16 protein-coding genes and 1 pseudogene are annotated in these 21,845 nt (G+C 67.6%); 8 read left to right on the top strand and 9 right to left on the bottom strand.

The features are described from left to right. Window positions 1-79: 79 nt before the first annotated feature. The 3 genes from ABZT04_RS02980 to ABZT04_RS02970 all read left to right on the top strand — a co-directional run bounded on the left by ABZT04_RS02980 (window position 80) and on the right by ABZT04_RS02970 (window position 4,226). Window positions 80-1,642 carry a VWA domain-containing protein gene (locus tag ABZT04_RS02980; protein ID WP_356052267.1) on the top strand — a complete coding sequence of 521 codons (1,563 nt, stop codon included), beginning with the start codon at window positions 80-82 and terminating at the stop codon, window positions 1,640-1,642. Window positions 1,643-1,765: 123 nt separating this feature from the next. After that, window positions 1,766-3,493, top strand: coding sequence for a methionine--tRNA ligase (gene metG / locus ABZT04_RS02975; protein WP_356052264.1), 1,728 nt, complete (start codon window positions 1,766-1,768; stop codon window positions 3,491-3,493). A gap of 76 nt (window positions 3,494-3,569) precedes the next feature. After that, complete coding sequence (locus ABZT04_RS02970) at window positions 3,570-4,226, top strand: class I SAM-dependent methyltransferase (RefSeq protein WP_356052262.1); 657 nt, start codon at window positions 3,570-3,572, stop codon at window positions 4,224-4,226. Here ABZT04_RS02970 and ABZT04_RS02965 read toward each other — a convergent pair. After that, complete coding sequence (locus ABZT04_RS02965; RefSeq protein ID WP_356052260.1) at window positions 4,205-4,903, bottom strand: AraC family transcriptional regulator; 699 nt, start codon at window positions 4,901-4,903, stop codon at window positions 4,205-4,207. The two genes, ABZT04_RS02970 and ABZT04_RS02965, sit on opposite strands and share 22 nt — an antisense overlap. A gap of 49 nt (window positions 4,904-4,952) precedes the next feature. On the opposite strand from ABZT04_RS02965, the gene ABZT04_RS02960 reads away from it, so the two are divergent. Continuing rightward, on the top strand, window positions 4,953-5,429 hold the full coding sequence (locus tag ABZT04_RS02960; protein WP_356052258.1) for a hypothetical protein: 477 nt from the start codon (window positions 4,953-4,955) through the stop codon (window positions 5,427-5,429). A 62-nt stretch (window positions 5,430-5,491) separates the two neighbouring features. Here ABZT04_RS02960 and ABZT04_RS02955 read toward each other — a convergent pair whose 3' ends face one another. After that, on the bottom strand, window positions 5,492-6,853 hold the full coding sequence (locus ABZT04_RS02955; protein ID WP_356052256.1) for a polysaccharide lyase family 1 protein: 1,362 nt from the start codon (window positions 6,851-6,853) through the stop codon (window positions 5,492-5,494). A gap of 181 nt (window positions 6,854-7,034) precedes the next feature. Here ABZT04_RS02955 and ABZT04_RS02950 point away from each other — a divergent pair, with 181 nt between their 5' ends. Then, window positions 7,035-7,520, top strand: coding sequence for a hypothetical protein (locus tag ABZT04_RS02950; protein WP_356052254.1), 486 nt, complete (start codon window positions 7,035-7,037; stop codon window positions 7,518-7,520). A 66-nt stretch (window positions 7,521-7,586) separates the two neighbouring features. Further along, window positions 7,587-10,217 carry an ATP-binding protein gene (locus ABZT04_RS02945; RefSeq protein ID WP_356052252.1) on the top strand — a complete coding sequence of 877 codons (2,631 nt, stop codon included), beginning with the start codon at window positions 7,587-7,589 and terminating at the stop codon, window positions 10,215-10,217. Between the two features lie 45 nt (window positions 10,218-10,262). On the opposite strand, the gene ABZT04_RS02940 is transcribed toward ABZT04_RS02945, so the two are convergent. The 3 genes from ABZT04_RS02940 to aspS all read right to left on the bottom strand — a co-directional run bounded on the left by ABZT04_RS02940 (window position 10,263) and on the right by aspS (window position 13,647). After that, window positions 10,263-10,637: a hypothetical protein gene (locus tag ABZT04_RS02940; protein WP_356052250.1), complete on the bottom strand. Its 375-nt coding sequence runs from the start codon at window positions 10,635-10,637 to the stop codon at window positions 10,263-10,265. A gap of 170 nt (window positions 10,638-10,807) precedes the next feature. Continuing rightward, the gene (locus tag ABZT04_RS02935) at window positions 10,808-11,755 is read right to left on the bottom strand and encodes an intradiol ring-cleavage dioxygenase (protein ID WP_356052249.1); all 948 of its coding nucleotides are present in this window, start codon (window positions 11,753-11,755) and stop codon (window positions 10,808-10,810) included. A gap of 128 nt (window positions 11,756-11,883) precedes the next feature. After that, window positions 11,884-13,647: an aspartate--tRNA ligase gene (gene aspS / locus ABZT04_RS02930; RefSeq protein ID WP_356052248.1), complete on the bottom strand. Its 1,764-nt coding sequence runs from the start codon at window positions 13,645-13,647 to the stop codon at window positions 11,884-11,886. A gap of 155 nt (window positions 13,648-13,802) precedes the next feature. On the opposite strand from aspS, the gene ABZT04_RS02925 reads away from it, so the two are divergent. Further along, window positions 13,803-15,962, top strand: coding sequence for a SpoIIE family protein phosphatase (locus ABZT04_RS02925; RefSeq protein WP_356052247.1), 2,160 nt, complete (start codon window positions 13,803-13,805; stop codon window positions 15,960-15,962). Here the strand turns inward: ABZT04_RS02925 and ABZT04_RS02920 are convergent. Together ABZT04_RS02920 and ABZT04_RS02915 are read right to left on the bottom strand one after the other, a co-directional pair. Further along, a complete protein-coding gene (locus ABZT04_RS02920; RefSeq protein ID WP_356052246.1) occupies window positions 15,896-16,978 on the bottom strand; it encodes an AI-2E family transporter in 1,083 nt (360 codons plus the stop codon). The genes ABZT04_RS02925 and ABZT04_RS02920 overlap by 67 nt on opposite strands. 65 nt (window positions 16,979-17,043) lie before the next feature. Continuing rightward, a pseudogene (locus ABZT04_RS02915) lies at window positions 17,044-17,799 on the bottom strand (pirin-like C-terminal cupin domain-containing protein); the annotation flags it as partial. 67 nt (window positions 17,800-17,866) lie between these two features. Between ABZT04_RS02915 and ABZT04_RS02910 the strand changes: the two are divergent. After that, window positions 17,867-19,636, top strand: a complete 1,770-nt coding sequence (locus ABZT04_RS02910) for a recombinase family protein (protein WP_356052244.1) — start codon at window positions 17,867-17,869, stop codon at window positions 19,634-19,636. 73 nt (window positions 19,637-19,709) lie between these two features. Here ABZT04_RS02910 and ABZT04_RS02905 read toward each other — a convergent pair whose 3' ends face one another. Together ABZT04_RS02905 and ABZT04_RS02900 are read right to left on the bottom strand one after the other, a co-directional pair. Then, window positions 19,710-20,324, bottom strand: coding sequence for a hypothetical protein (locus tag ABZT04_RS02905; RefSeq protein ID WP_356052242.1), 615 nt, complete (start codon window positions 20,322-20,324; stop codon window positions 19,710-19,712). Next, window positions 20,314-21,765: a replication initiator gene (locus ABZT04_RS02900; RefSeq protein WP_356052240.1), complete on the bottom strand. Its 1,452-nt coding sequence runs from the start codon at window positions 21,763-21,765 to the stop codon at window positions 20,314-20,316. The genes ABZT04_RS02905 and ABZT04_RS02900 overlap by 11 nt, the downstream gene beginning before the upstream one ends. Between the last annotated feature and the right edge of the window lie 80 nt (window positions 21,766-21,845).

Below are 21,845 nucleotides of genomic sequence, written 5' to 3'. Positions count from 1 at the left end.
GCCGCTCGGGGCCGCTAACCTTACGTGTCTGTCCTGGCCAGGGATTGACGGGCATCAACTCACGCGAAGGGTTGCGCACATGGGCATTCTCACTCTCCTGCGGAATGCATTCGGCAGGTCACGCAAGGAGCGTGCCGCCGAAGCAGAGAGTGCGGAACGCACTCCTTCGCAAGAGCCGCCGACCACCCGGGAACCGGACGCGAAGGTCCCGTCCCCCTCCCCGGAACCCACCCTCCCCCCGACGCCGACTCCCGCCCCCGCGGCAACGGCCCAGGTCCCGGAACCCCGTCAGTCCTCCACCCTGGAGGACGACGAACACGACCTGGTGGCAGCGGCTTTCGACAACGTGGCGGTACCGAAGCCGGCGACGTCGGCGGAGGGGGCGGGGGGTACGGGGGCTGCGGCGACGACCGAGGCTGAGCCTGCGGCTGAGGTGACACCGGAGCCGGAGGCGGTCGCGGAGACCGCCCCGGAGGCGGAGCCGACCGTTGAGCCGGAGGCGGAAGCTGAGCCCGCCGTGGATCCCGCGCCGGCGGCGGTCACGGAATCCGCCCCGGAGGCGCAGCCAATTGCCGAACCGGTCGCAGAATCGGAAGCCGAGCCCGAGACCGAAGTCGAGCCCTCGGCTGAGCCCGCCGCCGACGCCACCCCGGAGACCAAAGCCGAGCCCGCCGTAGAGCCCCAGGCCAAGCCTGTCGCGGAAGCCGCCACGGAGCCGGAGGCCGAGCTCGTCGCGGATCCCGCGCCGGAGGCGGTCGCGGAGACCACCCCGAAGGCCGAGCCGACCGTAGAGCCCGTCGCGGAAGCGGAAGCGGAGCCCACCGCGGAGCCCGTCGCCGAGGCAACCCCGGAAGCCGAGCCCGCCGTAGCCCCGGAGCCAGAGCCGGAGGCAGCCACGGAGACCGCCCCCGAGACAGCGGCCACGCCGGAGCCCGAACCGCTCGCAGCAGCGGAAGCCGAGCCCACCGCCCAGCCGGACCCCATCGAAGAATCGATCGTGGAGCCCGCAGCCGCCGCCCCCCTCGGCAGTGACTCCGCCGCCACCGCCCTCGCCAAGGCCAACCTCACCGGTACCCGGGCGAAGCTCTACCTCGTCCTCGACCGCTCCGCGAGCATGCGTTCGTACTACAAGGACGGCTCGGCCCAGGCTCTCGCCGATCAGGCGCTCGCTCTCGCGGCCCATCTGGACCCGGACCCCACCCCCGCGGTCCACGTCGTCTTCTTCTCCACCGAAGTGGACGGCACCACCGACCTCACCCCGGCCTCCCCCGAGAACGCGATCGACGAGGCGCACGCCGGCCTCGGCCGCATGGGGCGTACCAGTTACCACGCGGCCGTGGAAGCCGTACTCGCGCACTACGACAAGAACGCCACCCCCGGCACCCCCGCCCTCGTCGTCTTCCAGACAGACGGCGCCCCGGACGCGAAGACCCCGGCCACCCAGTCCCTCACGGACGCGGCCAAGTCCCACGCCTCGGTGTTCTTCTCGTTCGTCGCGTTCGGTGACCACGAGAACAAGGCCTTCGACTACCTCCGCAAGCTGAAGACCGACAACACGGCCTTCTTCCACGCGGGCCCGACCCCCCTGGAGCTCACGGACGCCGAGCTCTACGACGGCGTACTGATCGACTGGCGCCCGTAACACCCGGACCCCGTGCCGCCCGCTTCCCACCCCGTAAAACGGGAGGCGGGCGGCACACCCATGTCGGCTACGATTTCAAGGTTCGCAAGCACGACCAGCAGACCGACCTGGGAGCAGCCCCCGATGGCTCGACACCTCATCACCAGCGCCCTTCCGTACATCAACGGGATCAAGCACCTGGGCAACATGGTGGGGTCCATGCTCCCGGCGGACGTGTACTCCCGCTACCTCCGCCAGCGCGGCCACGACGTCCTCTACATCTGCGCGACGGACGAACACGGCACCCCGGCGGAGCTGGCGGCCAAGGAGCAGGGCATCCCGGTCGACGAGTTCTGCGCGCACGCGCACGACGCGCAGAAGGCGGTCTACGACGGCTTCGCGCTCGCCTTCGACTACTTCGGCCGGAGTTCCTCCGCCCAGAACCGCGACATCACCCAGCACTTCGCCCGCCGCCTCAACGAGAACGGCTTCATCGAAGAGCGCGCGATCCGCCAGGTCTACAGCCCCGCGGACGGCCGTTTCCTCCCGGACCGCTATGTCGAGGGCACCTGCCCGCACTGCGGCTACGACAAGGCCCGCGGCGACCAGTGCGAGAACTGCACCCGCGTCCTGGACCCCACCGACCTGATCAACCCCCGTTCCGCGATCTCCGGCTCCACCGACCTGGAGGTCCGCGAGACCAAACACCTCTTCCTCCTCCAGTCGAAGCTCCAGCACGAGGTCGAGGAATGGGTGGCGCGCCACGAGGCGGAGTGGCCGCAGCTCGCCTCCTCCATCGCCCGCAAGTGGCTCACCGAGGGCCTGCACGACCGCGCGATCACCCGTGACCTGGACTGGGGTGTCCCGGTCCCGGCCGACACCTGGCCGGAGCTGGCGGCGGAGGGCAAGGTCTTCTACGTCTGGTTCGACGCCCCGATCGAGTACATCGGCGCGACCAAGGAGTGGTCGGACCTCGACCCGGAGAACCGCGACTGGAAGTCGTGGTGGTACGAGAGTGACACGGGCGAGAACCCGGTCCGCTACACGGAGTTCATGGCGAAGGACAACGTCCCGTTCCACACGGTGATGTTCCCGGCCACCCAGCTCGGTGTGCGCGAGCCGTGGAAGAAGGTCGACTACGTCAAGGCCTTCAACTGGCTGACGTACTACGGCGGGAAGTTCTCCACGTCCCAGAAGCGGGGCGTCTTCACCGACCAGGCCCTCTCGATCCTCCCGGCCGACTACTGGCGCTACTTCCTGATCGCCAACGCCCCCGAGTCCGACGACTCCTCCTTCACCTGGGAGCACTTCACGGCCACGGTGAACAAGGATCTGGCGGACACTCTCGGCAACTTCGTCAACCGCGTCCTCTCCTTCTCCAAGAAGCGCTTCGGCGACGAGGTCCCGGCCGGCGCTGCGGCGGGCGCGGCGGAGGCGAAGCTCGGCGAGGAGATCGCGGGTCTGCTGGCCGAGTACGAGACCCAGATGGAGGCCCTCCAGTTCCGGAAGGCGGCTTCCGCTCTCCGTGCTCTGTGGTCGGCGGGCAACTCCTATCTGGAGGAGAAGGCCCCCTGGCTGGAGATCAAGACCGACCCGGAGGCCGCGGCCCTCACGCTCCGCACCGCGATGAACCTGATCCACCTCTACGCGGTGGTCTCGGAACCCTTCATCCCGGCCTCGTCCGCGGCGATGCGCGCGGCCTTCGTCCTCCCCGACTCCACGGCGACCTGGGTGTCCCCGGAGGAGGCCCGCGCCCTGACCACGGTCCCGGCCGGCACCTCCTTCACCGTCCCCCCGGTCCTCTTCGCGAAGCTCACGGACGAGGACCTGGAGACGTACAAGGAGCGTTTCGGCGGCCGGCCCGCCGAGTAACACGGGTAGTACGAGCGGCGGTTGGGCGAGCGGTTCGTTCAAGACGGTGTGACATCGCGGGGCTGAGACTCTCGGCATGACCGAACGAGCTTTCACCCCCGCGATGGGCCGTTTCGCCCCCACCCACCTCTACGACCCCGTGGCCTCCCTGATGCGCGAGCGCCTGTGGCGCGGCCTGCTGGCGATGCATGTGGCTCCCCGGCCCGACGACGTGATCGTCGACGTGGGCTGCGGCACGGGTTCACTGGCACTGCTGCTGCACCGCGTCGAGCCGCGTGCGCGCGTCATCGGCGTCGACCCCGACCACGAGGTGCTGGCGACGGCCCGCCGCAAGGCCGGCCTCGCCGGCGCGACGGTTCGATGGCAGGCCGGAATGGGCGATGCGCTGCCCGAGGCCCTGGAGGGCGCGGGGCCGGTGGACACGGCCGCCTCCAGCCTCGTACTCCATCAATGCCCGATCCCGATGAAGCAGTCGATACTCGCCTCCATGCACGCGGTGCTACGGCCCGGCGGGAAGCTGGTGGTCGCCGACTACGGCCTGCAACGCACCCGGCGGATGCGGCTGGCGTTCCGCGTCGTGCAGTTCGCCGACGGCTTCGCCGACACCCAGCCCAACGCCGACGGCGTACTGCCCCGGTTGATGTCGGAGGCGGGATTCGGCGAGGTGCGCGAGGCCGAGGTGGTGCCGACGATCAGCGGCTCGATCTCGATCTACGTCGCCCGCCGCGAGTGATGCCCCGGACGCGGTACGGCGGACGGGGTGAGGCCCGTCATCGCGCGCATCTGCCGGGTGAAGTGCGCCTGGTCGGCGAATCCGCCGATGAGCGCCGCGTCGGCCGGCGACCGTCCGGCGCGCAGCGCCTCGGCGGCCCGGCGCAGCCGCAGCCAGACGCGCCAGCGGGCGAGGGGCATGGCCAACTGCTGCCGGGCCAGGGCACGCAGACGTTGGGGTGACAGGCCGACGCCCGCGGCCAGTTCGGGCATCGGGACCGGCCGCTCCGCCAGCGTGTCCATCGCCGCCAGCAGCCGGGGGTCGAGCTCGCCGGACGGCCGCGCGACAGCGCGGTGGACCTCCGCCTCGTCCAGATCGCGCAGCGCGGGGACAGCGGTGACGCCGGCACCGCAGTGCTCGCGCAGCCGGTCGGCGAAGGCACAGTGCGGCTCCACGAAGAAGGTGAGCAGGTACCCCGCGGCAAGCATCCTGTGCCGCACCATCGGCGGCACGACCAGCGCCTCGGCGCGATGAAGGGTGCCGGAGCCATCCACTACGGCCACCTCACCCCGGTCGGCGGCGACAGCGATCTGGAACGCGGCATGGCTGTGCGACGAGCCTCCCACCGACGGCCCCCGGTACACCGCGTACCCCTCGTGCACGGCGAAGCCCCGCTCAGTAAGGTCATACTGGCTCACTGTCCGACCCCCTCGCAGACGTGTTCGCGCCAACCCGTAAGGTTCCGCCATGGCAGTCCCCGAGGTCATCCCGATCGCCTACGAGCCGAATCAGCGCAGCGGGGCCGTCGGCCGCTACGCGGACGGTCAGTTCCTGGCGTCGGTCACCTACGCGTTTCCCCAAGGCTTCCGTCCCGACGACGGCTGGGAAGAGCAGAAACGTCTCTACACGGTCCTCCACACCTTCGACGCCGCGGGCCGGTACCGCGACTCGGAGATCTGGTGCGCCGGCACCTGGGCCGAGCAGCAGCGCGCCCCGCACGGCGACAACTCGGTGCTCTCGCAGGCCCGCATCCACCTGGCGAAACTACTCCGCGCGCTGCCCCGCCGCAGCTACACCGACATCGCGATCCGGCCCTTCCAACGCACCGTGGACGGCGTCCTGTTCGGCCTCCTGGTCGAGGAGGACGAGGAGGGCAGCTGGGCCGAGCTGTACCCGGACCGGCACTGCTTCGGACCGCCTTGGGACGGCACGTACGACTCCTGAGCCGCGAGCACCCCGCACAGGGGGAGCCGCGGCCAGGCGGGCGACGAGTGAACCGGCAACTGCTAGTTCAGTACCCCAGCGCCGGTCGTGGTCGCCAGCTCCGTCGGCAGGTTCTTCGCCGAGGTCTCCAGGCCGGCCGTCAGGGTCGGCGTCCAGTTCACGGTGGTCTTCAGCTTCTTGGAGTTGGCGGCGTTGTAGGCGGCGACGAGGTCGGTGGCCGTGCCGTTGACGAGGTTGCCGGTGCCGGCGATGGAACCGGTGCCGTCGCCGCTGAACAGCTTGCTGAGCTTCTGACTCGCTGACGTCTTCCAGTAGTTGTCCTCAGCGACGACCTGCGCCTTGGCACGGGAGTTGACGCTGTACTGGAGGACGTAGCCGTTGAGGGTCGTGGTGTCGTAGTAGTTGTTGTAGATGTGGATCTGGCCGATCCGGGCCAGCGGCGCGCGCTGCACGACGCCCTTCCACACGTTGTGGTGGATGGAGACCCGCAGCTTGCCGACGCTGTCGGTGTCGCTGCTGCCGATCAGCATCGTCTTGTCGTGGTTGGTGAACTGGTTGCGCTCGACGGTCACCAGGTCCGAGCCGTTGGTGATGTCGAGGTCGCCGTCGTGGATCTGGTACTGGCGGCCGTAGTACGTCGGGTCGGCGGTGTCCAGGCCCGGCGCGTCGGTGAACGAGTTGTGGTCGGCCCAGACGTGGGTAGCACCGCGCAGGGTGACGGCGTCGTACTGCGAGTTCCAGTTGCCGGTGTCGCCGTCCGTGGGGTCCCACTGCGGGAAGCAGTCCTCGGTGGCGGCGAAGGTGAGGTTGCGGACGATGACGTTGTCGACGCTCTTCACCTGGAGGCTGCCGCCGGTGATGCCGGCCTTGGTGCCGGGCACGCCCACGATCGTGGTGTTGGCCGGCACCTTGAACACGATGTTCTTCGCCTGCGCGGCCTGCGCCGCCGCCCGCGCGGTCTCCTGCGTGCCGGAGGGCAGCTTGGAGGTGCCGTAGGTGGCGGGGTCGAAGGCCTTGAGGTAAGTGGAGAGCGAATAGCCGGTGCCCGCCGCGTAGTTGGCGCAGGTCAGCTTCTTGCCCGAGTCGTCGGTGTTGGCGTCGATCGTGCCCTTGACCTTGATGATGCGGGGCGTGGTGTCGGACGCCGAACCGAGCGCCTTCACGAGCTGGGCGCGGGTGCTGACGGTGAAGGTGTGCGCGGCGTCGGCCTTCGTACCGCCGGTGGTACCGGTACCGGACGACGCCCAGCCGTCCTTGGCGGCGAGCGTCTGGTGGTACAGGTCGACGGAGGTACTGGCGGCGTTCGCGTTCAGCACGAGGAAGCCCGCGCCGACGCCCGCGACGGCCGCGGCGGCGGTGATGACGACCGTGCGGCGCTTGCGGAGGGAGCGGCGGTGCGAGGGGGCGGGGGAAGCGGTTGCCACGGGGGAGTCCTTCGGTGCGGTGAGCGGGTTACGACTCCTCAGTGGCCGTCGGGATCAAGAAGGTTGCCGTGAACGCTCAGAAATTCCTTTCCCCGCGTCGTCGTTCATGACCTCGGCTGCACCAGATGCCAAGCGAGGCTGAGTTACCTATGCTGATGAGGGTTCAGACGGGTGGGGGGCGATGGCGGCATCGGGGGAGACGGGGCCTGAAACAGCCTCGGTCCGCAACGAGTTCGCGCTGGAGCGATACCGGTACATTCTTCAGCAGATACATGCAGTCAACGAGAACGCCCACCGTTTCCTGGCCCTCTATCAGACCCTGGCCACGACGCTCGTCAGCGCAGCCCTCGCCCTTTTCGTCGGCTACCGCAGGTGGAGCGTGCCGCCCGCGACCGCACGCGGCGGAGTCGTCGGACTGCTGACCCTCGTCACCGTGGTCGCCGCGTTCACGAGCACGCTCATCGTGGTGGGCGCCTTGGCCTGGCTCGACTTCCGCAACGAAGAATGCGACATCACCGACGAGGTGGTCGGCCCCGGCTTCCGTAAGCGCCCGCGTCCTGGCAACTTCCTTCGTTGGTACGAGACTTACGTGCTGCTCTTCATCCTCATCTCGGTGATCACCATGTGGGTGCTCGCCGCGTTCTTCCTCCTGCCGGCAATGAGGTGATCGTCCCCGGTGCCTGAGCACGACTACACCAGCACGCCCCTGTGGCAGGAGACCCTCGCACCCCGCATGGGCGCCGACGCTCAGGCCGAACAGCGCGAACGGCTGAGGACGTCGTACGTCGAACTGCGCAAGAAGGCAGCCGTCCTCCTCAAGGAGAATGAGCGCAGCATGCCCGACTTCACAGTGCACGACATCAGCCACGTCGACGCGCTGTGGGAGACGGCCAACCTCGTGTGCGGACGTGAGGTGACGCTGAACCCCGCCGAGACGTATGTGCTGGGCTGTGCCTTCGTGTTGCACGACGCGGCGATGGGGGCGGCGGCGTACGGGACGAGTGTGCGCGCGACACTGGGCGAGAAGCGGTGGCGCGACCTGGTGTCAGTGACGTACTACGAGCGGTGTGGCTGCTGGCCGGACGGGGAGGAACTCGACTCTCCACCCGACGAGGTCACGGACGCCTGCCTGGCGACGGCGATCCGGCAGACACACGCGGAACAGGCCCGGCGGCTGGTGGATCAGCCGTGGCAGTCCAGCGCGGGCAACCAAATGTTCCTGATCGAGGAAGTCCAACTGCGCGAGGTGTACGGCCCATTGATCGGCGATCTGGCGGCCAGCCACTGGTGGCCAGTGAGCCGGCTCGCGAGCGAATTCGGGCACACCATAGGCTCGTTGCCCTGGCAGCCAAGCGAATGGACCATCGAACCGCTGAAGCTGGCCTGTGTGCTCCGGCTGGCTGACGCGACGCAGATCGACAGCCGCCGGGCTCCGACCCTGCTGTTCTCCCTGCGCGGTCTGGTGGGCACGGCGCGCCAACACTGGCGGTTCCAGGAGCACATCAGCCGCCCGCATCTGAAGGGCGACCGGGTGCGTTACACCTCGTTGCGCCCGTTCTCCGCGCAGGACGCGGCATCCTGGTGGTTGGCCCTCGACTACCTGCGCAGTATCGACGAGGAGTTGAAGTCGGTCGATTCCCTTCTGCACGATCTCGGCCGGGACCGGCTGGCTGCCCGCGCGGTCGCCGGAGTCGATTCCCCCGAACGTTTTGCCGAGCTCTTTCGCGTCCAGGGCTGGCGTCCCATCGATGCGACCGTCAAGGTCACCGACGTACCCGCCCTGGTCAAGACCCTGGGCGGAGAGCAACTGTACGGCGACGAGCCCGAGGTCGGGGTTCGGGAACTGATCCAGAACGCCCAGGACGCCGTCCAGGCCCGCCGTGCTCTGCAACCCGGCTTCTCTGAGGGGCGTATCGAGATACGGCTGACCGAGACAGACGGGACCTGGACGTTGGAGATCCGTGACAACGGTCTGGGCATGGACGAAGAAACCCTGATCCACGGTCTCCTCGACTTCGGCAAGAGCGGCTGGAGTTCCCCGGCTATCCGCAACACGCTCCCCGGACTCGCCGACGGCGGCTTCCGGCCCAGCGGCCGGTTCGGCATCGGTTTCTTCTCTGTCTTCCTGCTGGGCGACCGGGTCGAGTTGATCACCCGCCGCTTTGACTCCTCCACGCAGGATGCCCGGCGGCTCGCCTTCGACGGCCCCTCCCGCCGCCCGCTGCTCACGCCGTTGCCCGCCCAGGACTGGGTGCCGGAGGGCACGACCGTGCGCGTCACACTAAGACGGAGTCCCAATGACGTGAAAGGGCTTCTATACCAGACCGATGACGATCGGCTCACTCAGCTGGTCCAGCGGCTGGCGCTGGAGAACGCTGTGCCCATCCACAGTTGGGAGCCCGGCTCGAACACACCCTGCATCCTGGCCCCGTTCTCGCTCGCCGCAGGGTCGCCGGAGAATGTCTTCGACCGCCTCTACCCTCCCACGACCGACAACCAGCGTGTCGGAGAGGAGAAGCAGCGCCTGCAACTGCGGGATCAATTCATCGCACGGGCCACCGAACTGCTGGACGATAAGGGGCGACGCATCGGACTGGCCACGCTCTGGAACGACATGTACTACCTGTCGTCCCGGCGCGGCTTCCGCGGAATCGTGACGGTGAACGGACTACTCGCCGACGAGTCGGTGTCCTTCTCCGGGTACCTCGCCGGCCAGCCCAGCCGGGCCTCGCGTGACCGGGCTGGCCTCGTCGCGAACGAGGACCAGGTCCGGCTCTGGATGGGTCGACAGGAACAACAACTGCGTGTCAATGGACAGTTCGGTGAACCTGTCCAACTGGAGCTGGCCCACACTCTGAACAACGCGTTCGGCGAACTCGCCGGCGATGTCGGCTTCGCCCTCACTGCGGACGGCGTCCTGCGTCCGGAAGACGTGACCGGCTGGGCCGCAGACAGGAGTGAAGTCTTCATGGCCACCGGCCTTCCACTGACCTGGCGAAGTCGGCCACCCGAGGTCTACGACTACCTGTCCGGGCCGGCTGTACGGCTCCCCGGCAGCTGGATCGTCATCACCGCCAGGGTCCTTGACGCACCGCTGAGCATGGTTTTCCCGGACGTCGCAAACCGTGACTCTGCTTATGAGTCCGCGCGCAACGACACGGCGCTGACCTGGCAGAAGGAGTGGTGGCGCCTGTCGGGTGGCCTCTATGGACTCTTCCTGCGAGCCCTGTGCCGGACCTGGTCGTGCACGATCGAGTCCCTGCTGGCCCCCGTTGAGCAACGTAGCTGGTCCGACGCCCGCCCCCTCAACGATGAAAATCCTGTCCCCATCTCGGGTTTCCTCCTTACCCGCCCTCCGGCCTGAAGAGGCCCGAGAGAGGTGCTGGCTCCCCCGTAAGCCTGCCCTCCCCTACGCGGCCGACTCCGCGAGTGCCGGCCCGCGGTCGAGCGCCGCTCGCGCCCTGGTGATGTGGGCGAGGCCCTCCTGCGCCGTGCGGGACGCAGCGGCGTATTCGTCCGCGGTGTGGGCCTCGGCGAGTTGGAGTCCGGCGGTGCGGTGGCACTCCGCGGCGGCGGTCAGCGCGCGGGTCGCCGTTTCGTCGGCGCCCGCCCAGATCCGCGCCTCGGGGACGGACAGGCCCGCGCCGAGCCGCAGGACCCAGCCGCTGGCCTCGACCTCCGCGTCCAGGTCGGACTGGCCCCGATCCCCGTGCGAGCGGCGCTGCACGATGACGGCGAACGTCGCCCCGACGATCAACAGCAGTGCGAGCACGATGTATCCCATCGCTTCCTCCCAGCCTTCACACGGTCATGGGGCCGGGCGGTTCCGACCTCGTACGTCCATGACACTCCCTGCCTCTGTGCGGGCATGTCGATATTCCTGTGCATCCGCTGCGAGGTTTCCATGGCGGGGACCGAAGGACGTACGAGGCCGGGTGCGGGACGGTGCGGCCGTCAGCCTGTCGTGGCCGACGGTGAGGCGGACGCCGAGGGGGCCGGGCCGCCGCCGCCCGTCCCGTCGTTCGTCTCGTCGGGTGCCACCGCGAGCGTCAGCCGCGCCCGTACGCCCCGCCCGATCCGCCGCCGGTCGTACGCGAGGTACAGCAGGCCGCCCTCATGGCCGTTCTGGGGGTAGATCCCATCCTCGGTGAGCGTGGTGCGGGTCGTCGTGTTCGAGGCGTACGGCTCCAGTGCCGCCGAGGCCAGGACCGCCTTCTCGTCGAAGAACAACTGGCCGGTGTGGCAGGTGTGGCCGCCCTCGTAGCCGGCGTCGGTCCACGCGCCGTCGACGTGGACCTTGACGTGGATGTGGACGCAGCGGCCCTGGTACCAGCCGGGGAAGACCGTCCGGAAGGTGACCTCACCGTGGCGGTCCGTGTGCCAGGTGCCGCGCAGGAAGCGGTCGTCGTCGGTCGGTTCCTGATGGCCTCCGCCGCCACCGCCGGGGCCCCCGGACGGGGGTGCGCCGGTGGGGGTGCCGGAGGGCGGTGCGCCCGTGGGGGCCGGGCCACCACCGCCGTTGCCGCCCGACTCGTAGCCGGAGTACACGCCCGTCGCGTTGCAGTGCCAGATGTCCACGGCCGCGTTCCGCAGCGGCTTGCAAGTGTCCGCGTCGATCACCTTGAGGTCGAGGAGGAGCGGGATGCCCGGCTGGTCCTCCGTCACATCGCGGCGGATCTTGTCGGCGTCGATGTAGTACGGGCCCTCGACCAGCTCCGAGGTGAGCGTGTAGCAGGCGTCCTGGGTCTCGTGCTGTTGAGTGGCCGAGGCGTTCGCCGCGAGGGTGCCGCCGACGCCGACCGCCGTCACCGCCGCGCCTCCGGCCACCAGGACCGTACGCCGGGCCAACCGTCCTCTGTCTTCGGGGACTTGAGCATCCGTGGGTGCTTGGGAATCCGTCATGCTCCCGGACCGTAGAGGCGAGAAACCTGACATGAACATGAGAAAGAGCTGTGAATCCTGTGCGCACGCGAAAGGGCTCGAAACCGTCGTCGGTTTCGAGCCCCCGCTTCAGCGGACCACGCTGCGGACTACTTCGGCTGCGGCTTCCGCACCGAGATGTGCAGCTCCCGCAGTCGCGTCTCGTCCAGCTCCGTCGGAGCGCCCATCATCAGGTCCTGGGCGTTGCCGTTGAGCGGGAACGCGATCGTCTCGCGGATGTTCGGCTCGTCCGCGAGGAGCATGACGATGCGGTCGACGCCCGGGGCGATCCCGCCGTGCGGCGGGGCGCCGAAGCGGAACGCGCGCAGCATGCCGGCGAACTGCTCCTCGACGGTGTCACGGTCGTAGCCCGCGATCTCGAAGGCCTTGAGCATGATGTCGGGCTCGTGGTTCCGGATCGCGCCGGAGGACAGCTCGACGCCGTTGCAGACGATGTCGTACTGCCAGCCCAGGATGTCCAGCGGGTCCTGGGTCTCCAAGGCCTCCAGACCGCCCTGGGGCATCGAGAACGGGTTGTGCGAGAAGTCGATCTTCCCGGTCTCCTCGTCCTTCTCGTACATCGGGAAGTCGACGATCCAGCAGAAGCGGAAGACGCCTTCCTCGAAGTGCCCGGCGCGCTTGGCGGCCTCGACGCGGACCGCGCCCATGATCTTCGAGACCTCGTCGAACTCGCCCGCGCCGAAGAACACCGCGTGACCGGCGGCCAGCGACAGGCGCTTGGTCAGCTCGGCGACGTTCTCCTCGGTGAGGAACTTCGCGATCGGACCCGTCAGCGAGCCGTCCTCGGTCACACGGACCCAGGCCAGGCCCTTCGCGCCGAGGGTGACCGCGAAGTCACCGAGCTGGTCGAAGAACTTGCGGGGCTGCGCGGACACGTCCGGCACGGCCAGCGCGCGGACGTGCTTGCCGGCGAACGCCTTGAACTCGGAGCCCTCGAACACATCGGTGATGTCGGTGAGTTCGAGCTTGGCGCGCAGGTCCGGCTTGTCGGAGCCGTACTTCAGCATCGACTCGCGGAACGGGATGCGCGGGAAGGGGGAGGTGACCTCCTGGCCGCCGCCGAACTCCGTGAACAGCTCCGTCATCAGCTTCTCGATCGGCTGGAAGACGTCCTCCTGCTCTACGAAGCTCATCTCGACGTCGAGCTGGTAGAACTCGCCCGGCGAGCGGTCCGCGCGGGCGTCCTCGTCGCGGAAACAGGGCGCGATCTGGAAGTAGCGGTCGAAGCCGGAGATCATCAGCAGCTGCTTGAACTGCTGGGGCGCCTGCGGAAGGGCGTAGAACTTGCCCGGGTTCAGCCGGGACGGCACCACGAAGTCGCGCGCGCCCTCGGGGGAGGTCGCGGAGAGGATCGGGGTGGCCATCTCGTTGAAGCCGAGGGCGACCATCTTCGAGCGGATCGAGGCGATCACCGAGGACCGCAGCATGATGTTGCGGTGCATGCGCTCGCGGCGCAGGTCCAGGAAGCGGTACTCCAGGCGCCGCTCCTCGTTGACCCCGTCCTCGGTGTTGATCGTGAAGGGGAGCGGGGCGGCGGCGCCCAGCAGCTCGACCTCGCCGACCTCGACCTCGATCTCGCCGGTCGGCAGGTCCGGGTTCACGTTGTCCGTGCCTCGGGAGACGACCTTGCCGTCGACGCGGACCGTCGACTCCTTGGTGACCTTGTCGAGGGCCTCGTACGCAGGCGTGCCGGGGCGGGCGACGAGCTGCGTGATGCCGTAGTGGTCGCGCAGATCGATGAAGAGGATGCCGCCCAGGTCTCGGCGATTGTGCAGCCAGCCGCTCAGCCGGACGTCGGTGCCGACGTCAGAGGCGCGGAGCTCGCCGCAGGTATGGGACCTGTACCGATGCATCGTCGTTCATCCAGCCTTCGCGGATCGGGGGCATGTTTCACGTGAAACACCCCCAGCGTACCGGCCAGTCCAGGCTGGCCTTCCCACCATTTGCCACCCGGCACCGGGCACGGCTTCGGTGGCACCCACCGATCACCTGTTCTTAGAGTGGGGCCATGCGCACTGGTGAGCCCCTGCCAGCCGTGGGGGAGGTACTCGCCGCCCTCGCGACCGGTCTGTGGCATTGGGACACCGCCTCGGAGCTGGTCACGGTGGACGCCGAGGCCGCACGGCTGCTCGGGCTGCCCGCCGAGCAGACCACCCTCACGGAGGCCCAGACACGGGCCCGACTGCACCCGGTCGACTGGAACGAGATCACCGGGGTCGTCGGGCTCGCCGTCGCCGAGGGCACCCTCGCCGAGGTCCGCATCCGGATCATGGACGAGCGGGGCCAGGTGATCCGCGTCGTCCGCAGCCGCTCCAAGCCGTCGTACGACCCCGAGAAGCGGTCGTTCGAGCTGATCGGCACCCTTCAGGAGGTCACCGAGCCCACACCGGGCACGCCCGCCGGGCGGACGGCGGTCACCGGTGACTGGCGGCGGTCACGCGAGGCGTTCCTGCTGGACGCGGGCCGGGCGCTCGCGGAAGCGCGGTCCACGGCGGAGGTGCTGCGGGTCGCGGCGGGCCTGTCGATGCCTGGCTTCTCGCCGGACGGTCTGGCCGTGTTCGGGGTGCAGGGCGAACGGCTGACGATCATCGGCCATCACGGGCAGCAGCCCGGCGACGAGAGCCCCTTCTCACAGATGTCGGTGGGGACGGACTACCCCGCCGCCGAGGTCGTACGGACCGGTCGTGCCGTCTATCTCTCCTCGCCCGAGCAGTACAAGGACCGCTACCCGGTCACGTGGCCGCTCGCCCAGCGCTTCCACCGGCAGTCCTGGGCGTTCCTGCCGTTGACCGTGGCGGGCCGCACCATGGGCGCCTGGATGGCCGCCTTCACCTACCCGGTGGCCTTCACGCCGGACGAGCGGTCCGTCCTCACCACGGTCGCCCGGATGCTCGCACAGGCCCTGTCCCGGGCCGGTGCCGCCGAGTCCGAGCGCGAACTGACCGACGGGCTCCAGCGCTCGATGCTGCCCACGCTGGGCCCGGAGATCCCGGGCATGAGCGTCGCCGCCCGCTACATACCGACCGGCGGCGGGCTCCAGGTCGGCGGCGACTGGTACGACATGATCCCGCTGCCCACCGGCCGTATCGCGCTGGCCATCGGGGACGTACAGGGCCATGACGTGCGGGCCGCCGGGCTGATGGGCCAGCTCCGTATCGCCCTGCGTGCCTACGCCTCCGAGGGCCACCGCCCCGACGCGGTGCTCTCGCGCGCCTCCCGCTTCCTGCACGGCATCACCGACGGCGACGCGGAGACGGACCCGCGCTTCGCGACCTGCCTGTACGTCGAGGCCGACCCCACGACCGGGGTCCTGGAGATCGCCCGCGCAGGCCATCCCGATCCCGCGATACGGATGGCGGACGGGACGGTGCTGACGCGGCCCACGGCGGGGGGTCTGCCGCTGGGCATCGACCCGGACGCCGACTATCCGACGACCACGCTCGCCCTGGAGCCCGGCGAGACCATGCTGATCTGCACCGACGGGCTGATCGAGACCGGCGGCCACGACCTGGAGACCGGCTGGCAGCGGATCCGGGCGATCCTGGAGGAGCACAAGGGCGACCTGGAGGAACTGGCCGACGCGCTGGTGCAGGCCGTCCACGGGCCCTCCTCACACCACACCACCGGCCCGCTGGCGGACCGCCGCGAGGACGACATCGCGGTCCTGCTGCTGTCCCGGGAGGGCGAGGCCTGCGGCTGTGGCGACACGGTGACCGCACCGCCGAGGATCCGCCGCACGATGCTCACGGTCGCGCAGGCCGAGCCCGAGCGGATCGCCGTGGCCCGGCAGCAGCTACGGGAACTCCTTCACGACTGGACCGATGCCGACCAGGTCGACTCCGCGGTGCTGCTCGTCTCCGAGATGCTCACCAACGTCCTCGTGCACACCGACGCCGACGCCCTGCTCACCGCCGAGGTGGCCGGTGACCCCGGTGAGCGGCGGATGCGGGTCGAGGTCACGGACGCCGGCGACGACCTCCCGCACAAGCGGCACCCCGGTGAACTGGCGTCCTCCGGGCGCGGGTTGCTCCTGATCGAGCTGCTCGCCGAGACCTGGGGCGTGGACCCCAGGGGCGAGGGCAAGAGCATCTGGTTCGAGCTCTACGAGTCCGACGGCGCCGGGGACGGCCCGGTCGAGGCCCCTGAGTTCGGGTCCTGGGACGCGTAACGCTCCCGCAGTTCATGGACGACCCCGAAGGCGGCGGCGGTCAGCGGTACGGCGAGGAGCATGCCGAGAACACCGGCCACGGAGGCCCCGGCGGTGATCGCGATCATCACGACCGCCGGATGCATCTGCACGGTCCGGCTCTGGATCATCGGCAGGAGCACATGACCCTCCAGCACCTGCACCGCGAGGACGACCCCCAGGACCCACAGGGCGATGACGCCACCCCGGTCGGCGAGCGCTACCAGCACGGCGACGGCGCCGGAGAGGAACGCGCCGAGATACGGGATGTAGGCCCCGACGAAGACGAGCGCAGCGAGCCCCGCCGCACCCGGCACACCCAGCACGAGCAGGCCCACGCCGATGCAGAGGGCGTCGATGAGGGCGATGAGCGTGGTCCCGCGCATGAACCCCTCAACCCCCTCGAAGGCCCGGCGGCCCATGGCCTCGACGATGTCGGCGGTACCACCGGGCGCCAGGGAACGCAGCAGCCCGGTAGCGAGATGCGAATCCCGCAGGAAGAAGAACACCAGCAGCAGCGCCAGTACGGCCATGGCGATGGCCTCGCCGACGACGCTGACCCCGCTGATGACGTTGGAAGCGGCCGTCCCGCCGAACTTGGCGAGCAGTTCCTGCGCGTTGGAGGCGAGGTCGTCGAGCGAGGTCCCGGCCGCCCCGAAGTGGTCGGCGACGGAGTTCCCCGCGTCCTTCACCGCGGCCACGATCTGGTCCCCGGTGTCGATCAACGCGGCCACGACGATGTACACGGCCCCACCGACCACGGCGACAACAGCGACACAGGTGATCCCGGCCGCCACCGACCGATTCACCCCGGCCGTCACCAGCCGCCGGTACAACGGCCCGAGCAACGCGGTCCCGAGCAACGCGAGCAGCACGGGCGTCACAGCGGTCCTGAACTCGACACAGAGCCGAATCCCGACGTAGACGACCCCGGCAACGAGCAGGATGACAACACACCAGGCGGCGAGGCGTCGTACGGGACCGGGGAGGAGCTGCACGGTCCCAGCCGATCACGCATCGGCCGGGCCGTCCCGTGGGGGCGGCCCGGCCGAGTGACGAGGGATCAGGCCTGCGGCCCGCTCCCGTTCATGCCGTGCACGGCGGGGATAGTCCCCAGCCGCCCCTTCTGGAAGTCCTCGAAAGCCTGCTGGAGTTCCTCGCGGGTGTTCATCACGAACGGGCCGTAGTGCGCCATCGGCTCACGGATCGGCTGACCCCCCAGGATGACGACCTCCAGGTCCGGGGTGTTCCCGTCCTGCTGCTCGTCCGCGCGGACCGTCAGGGCGGAGCCGGTGCCGAAGACCGCGGTCTGGCCCATGTGGATCGGGCGGCGGTCGGCGCCGACCGTGCCCTTGCCCGCCAGGACGTAGGCGAGGCCGTTGAAGTCCTCGCGCCAGGGCAGGTTGAGCTCCGCGCCCGGGGCCACGGTGGCGTGCACCATCGTGATCGGGGTGTGCGTGACGCCCGGGCCCTGGTGGCCGTCCAGCTCACCGGCGATGACCCGCAGCAGCGCGCCGCCGTCGGGGGTGCTCAGGAGCTGCACCTGGCCGCCGCGGATGTCCTGGTAGCGCGGGGGCATCATCTTGTCCTTGGCCGGGAGGTTCACCCAGAGCTGGAGCCCGTGGAAGAGACCGCCGGACACGACCAGGGACTCCGGCGGCGCCTCGATGTGCAGCAGGCCCGCGCCCGCCGTCATCCACTGGGTGTCGCCGTTGGTGATGGTGCCGCCACCGCCGTTGGAGTCCTGGTGGTCGAAGACGCCGTCGATGATGTAGGTCACGGTCTCGAAGCCGCGGTGCGGGTGCCAGGGGGTGCCCTTGAGTAAATCCAGTTGGGTGCGTAGCCAGTGGCGCCGTACCTTCGGAAACCAAGGGGTGATGACCGTCATGGCAACAGCGATTACGGAACCTATAGTCACCGAGATCTACGCAGGTGTGTACGGGCGCCAGTCCGAACGCCGACAGAACAAGTCCGAGGCTTCCACCGCCACCCAACACACAGCCGGTATCGCCGAAGCCAAGCGGCGAGGCGCCGTTCGGATCGAGCTTTACGAAGATCTCGGGATCTCCGCCTTCACGGGCGTCGAACGGCCTGACTTCGAGCGCCTGTTGAGCGACTGCCGAGCCGGAAAAGTCAATCTACTGATCGTTTACTACATCAGTCGCCTGTCCCGGATGGACCCGTTGGACGCGATCCCGATCGTAACCGAGTTGCTGAATCTCGGCGTGACAATCGTGAGCGTGACGGAGGGAACGTTCCGTAAGGGAAACCTTATGGATCTCATCCACTTGCTTATGCGCCTGGATGCGGCGCACAACGACAGCAAAAATAAAAGTGACGCCGTACTAGACGCCAAGAAGAGGGCCCGCGAGTTGGGCGGTTACGTAGGCGGCAAGCCCCCATACGGATTCAAGCTGGTCCCAGAAGTCCGGACGGTAGTCGGAGAGGACGGGAAAGAACGCATCATCGTCATTCAACTTCTTGAGCACGAGATCAGCGAGACGGTAATAACCCAGGCCGTATGGGCAACCATCAAGCTGCACATGAATCTTCCCTACACTCCAGGCCCTGGTAAGCACCATCCAGGATCGAAGACGGGTGTATGCGTTGACCTGAGCGTGAACAGGGTTCCCACGCGAGGCCAGACGGTTGGGAAGGAGAACGCAGACAGTGAATGGGACCCGAAAACCCTGGATCGAATCCTGAGAGACCCTCGCATTGCAGGGTACGCGGTCGACATTATTTACAAAGTCGGGAAGGACGGCCGAAAGACAAGCACAATCGCCGAATACCGAATCAAGCGCGATCCGGAAACAATGGAACCCATCATGATGTGGGAGCCCATCATTCCCCCGGCAGAGTGGCATGAACTTCAGAAGTGGCTCAATAGCCGTGGCCGAGGCAAGGGCCTTTCTCGCGGTACGGCGCTTCTCACCTCACAAGGCATCCTATTCTGCGAGTGTGGTAAGCCGAAGAAGTCTCATCGGAATGAGAGGCCGTACAAGAGCGCCTATAGGTGTTCTCGCGCTCGTGGGCAGCGAAAGCCCGAGCACCACGAAGGCGACTGCACTATCAGCCAGCAGGCACTAGACGACTACGTGGCACGTCGGATCTTTGCCATCATCCAGACCGCCGAACATGATCCCGAAACCGCCGACGTGATCGCCGAGGCAACACGACGTTTCGGCAACCGCTCAGAGTCGCCGGAGCGAGCGGGCGAGCGTAGCTCACTGGTAGCCAAACGCAACGACGCCGAACAAGCCCTAGAGACCCTGTACGACGACCGCCAGGCCGGGGGTTACAGCGGCGACGTAGGACGCCGTCGATTCCTGCGACAGGAGCAGTCGTTGAACAGCCAGGTTCAGGCCGCACAGGAGCGCATAGCCGAGCTGGAAGCAGCGGAGACGCCGGCACTGCCTATAGGCCAGTGGCTACCCATGGACCCGAAAGTCGACCCTATTGGGGATGGTTCCTGGTGGAATAGGGCTTCCGTAGCCGAACGACAGGAGTTCGTAACTCTCTTCGTCGAAAAGATCACAGTCTTCAAAAGCGAGACGAAGCGGCGTAACCAGTGGACCGGATCCGAGGTTGCCGAACGTGTAGCAATAAAATTCGTCCAGCCCGAGAAGGTCACTTCCGAGGTGATCCCGAACTGACAATCAACGAAGCAAAGAACATGGGAGCCCCGGTCACTATGACCGGGGCTCCCATGTTTTCCCCAAAGTCCCTTTACCGGAACGGCCTCACAGCAGGTTTAACGTAGGTGACTACTAGCCCGCTCCTAGTCGGAAAGTTCACCGACTCCAAGGACAGCTCAAAGGGTTTCCCATTACTTTCCTTCATCAAGCTAGAACTTGCCTCCCTAGCGCTTTCAGCCATGTCCCACGAATTGGAATGGAAACTAAACATCCCCAGCTCGGGACATTCGCCCAAGTGGAAATATATTGACGTACTGGGTTGTGGTCCGACTCCATTTCTAGCATTCACCTTGCGATCTTCCATGCGCGAGGGACATCCGCAAGAGGAACCAAGCATCTCCACCGGGGAAAGGAAGCTCTCGCCGTCGCAGTGATGCTGCACTCCACCGCGACCCCACAAAATCATTTCCATGACTATCGATTCCGACCCGTCCACCTGAATTTGAAATCGAGAGACACCCGTCACTAGCTCCACCCCGACGAAGCCATCCGAATCGACGTCCCGAACATTTCCGCCAAAAATCTCCCTAAGCCTGCCGGCGACGCCTGCCCTCTCTGCGCCAATCCGCCAGAATTGACTAGTTTCAGGTCGCTCGTCCTGTCGGCTGCCGAAGTGAAACCATCCCGCGCAATCGTCACGCAGCATATTTCCACCCCTCAGCGATCATGTCCCTTCTGATCTCGCGTATGTTCGCCAGATCTTCGGCTATGCCGTACGCAATGTCTGCTTCGGCCGGCGAGTGCCCAGAGCCCACATACCGCCAGGCTGATTCGGTGGCCGTCTCTCGGTCCTCCAGGGCGAACAGAGCGCCCCCGCGCTGATGCTCGGCCCGGACAGAGCGCAGTGCCCCGTACGTGGTGGAGTACTGGCGTGATTTGGTGAGGACGTGCCCCCGGAAACCGAGCGTGTGAGCCCAGGAGCGGAGGTTGAGCGCCTCCAGTTCCGGCAAGCCACCCAGGCGCCAGCAGGCAGCCATGAGGGCGCGCAGGTGGGAATTCACCGGGGCTAGGCGGATGTTATCGAAGTCGGTTATGCGGCAGTCAATGCCGCCCGCGTCACCTACGCTCTTTGATACATATTTCGCGACGTAGGCAGCAACGGCACTGTCAGTGACTGCCGAGGATTCCGTGAATGCGTCGCTGTGGATTGGGTGTGCGTCGATCTGCTCACCCCATCTGATGACCCGTTCACCGGTCGCCGGAGAATACGGGGTGCGTACTTCCACCGAGGCCGCAGCCGAATGCACCACGCCCGAGAGAAGTTCGGTTGTGGCCCACGGAGGCGGGGGCGATGAGGGACCCTCCGGCCCGTCGACCCGGATAACCACGTGGAAATGAACTGCGCCCCGCCTTTGATATTCGGCGACTTTCGCGAACGAGACTTTCAGGTGTTCGCTGAGACGGGTTTGTGTGATTCCTGCGGCAGTCGCCAGATGCCGCCTGAGCATGTGGCAATAGCGGTTCCACAGTGAGCCAGCGCTTGCGTGCCACAGAACGTGTCCGGGGTAGTCGTAGCAGTCCTGGCACAGTGGTTGGCCCACGGCGGAATCGTCGTCGGCATGCTTCTGACCGCAGCCGACAGGCCGCCCGTGTTCGCAGGCTCCGCCGTCGCGTCGAGGACGGCACACAACCCCGTCAGGACCGCTCGCACGGTGGACCGCACCGAAGGACGGGGCGGTGAGGGTGACGAAGAGCCGGGGGTGATGCCGTACGCCGGCTGTGACGCCCTTACCGCCGAGCAGCCCGGAGCGGACCAGGTGGAACGTGTCGCCTGCGTGTAGGTAGGAGCACGGCTCACAGCGGGTTTCACGGCGGTTGCGGCACCGCACCGGCATACGGCCACCCGGCTCTTCCGTTGTGTCGTAGTGCCGCAGCACTTCACCGGTGAGAACGTCGCTGGTGGTGGTGTGCCCGGCGAGGTAGATGGGGTGGGCGCAGCCGCCAGTGGATTTGATCTGATCGAGCCAGCGCGAGAATCCCGGTTCATGGACGAGCCGGATAAGGTCACGCTCGGTGGACGAAAGAAGGCGCAGACGCTCAGCCTGATTCAGGACCGAGCGCCGCGCCTTATCCGATATCGGAAACATGGGGAGGACCCCTTTCGCGATAGATAGGCGCGGCGTTCATAAGTCAGCTCCCGACTTGTCTCTGCTTGGCTATAAATTCG

It is taken from the genome of Streptomyces sp. NPDC005492, assembly GCF_040605995.1.
GTDB lineage: Bacteria > Actinomycetota > Actinomycetes > Streptomycetales > Streptomycetaceae > Streptomyces.
This window is presented reverse-complemented; position numbering and strand designations above follow the sequence as displayed.

What these genes read in the sequence shown, in the direction of transcription:
- ABZT04_RS02905 (WP_356052242.1), bottom strand. Translation starts at nt 20,324, where the DNA reads ATGCTGCGTGACGATTGCGCGGGATGGTTTCACTTCGGCAGCCGACAG.
- ABZT04_RS02940 (WP_356052250.1), bottom strand. Translation starts at nt 10,637, where the DNA reads ATGGGATACATCGTGCTCGCACTGCTGTTGATCGTCGGGGCGACGTTC.
- ABZT04_RS02945 (WP_356052252.1), top strand. Translation starts at nt 7,587, where the DNA reads ATGGGCGCCGACGCTCAGGCCGAACAGCGCGAACGGCTGAGGACGTCG.
- ABZT04_RS02960 (WP_356052258.1), top strand. Translation starts at nt 4,953, where the DNA reads ATGGCAGTCCCCGAGGTCATCCCGATCGCCTACGAGCCGAATCAGCGC.
- ABZT04_RS02925 (WP_356052247.1), top strand. Translation starts at nt 13,803, where the DNA reads ATGCGCACTGGTGAGCCCCTGCCAGCCGTGGGGGAGGTACTCGCCGCC.
- ABZT04_RS02910 (WP_356052244.1), top strand. Translation starts at nt 17,867, where the DNA reads ATGGCAACAGCGATTACGGAACCTATAGTCACCGAGATCTACGCAGGT.
- ABZT04_RS02950 (WP_356052254.1), top strand. Translation starts at nt 7,035, where the DNA reads ATGGCGGCATCGGGGGAGACGGGGCCTGAAACAGCCTCGGTCCGCAAC.
- ABZT04_RS02970 (WP_356052262.1), top strand. Translation starts at nt 3,570, where the DNA reads ATGACCGAACGAGCTTTCACCCCCGCGATGGGCCGTTTCGCCCCCACC.
- metG (WP_356052264.1), top strand. Translation starts at nt 1,766, where the DNA reads ATGGCTCGACACCTCATCACCAGCGCCCTTCCGTACATCAACGGGATC.
- ABZT04_RS02980 (WP_356052267.1), top strand. Translation starts at nt 80, where the DNA reads ATGGGCATTCTCACTCTCCTGCGGAATGCATTCGGCAGGTCACGCAAG.
- ABZT04_RS02900 (WP_356052240.1), bottom strand. Translation starts at nt 21,765, where the DNA reads ATGTTTCCGATATCGGATAAGGCGCGGCGCTCGGTCCTGAATCAGGCT.
- aspS (WP_356052248.1), bottom strand. Translation starts at nt 13,647, where the DNA reads ATGCATCGGTACAGGTCCCATACCTGCGGCGAGCTCCGCGCCTCTGAC.
- ABZT04_RS02935 (WP_356052249.1), bottom strand. Translation starts at nt 11,755, where the DNA reads ATGACGGATTCCCAAGCACCCACGGATGCTCAAGTCCCCGAAGACAGA.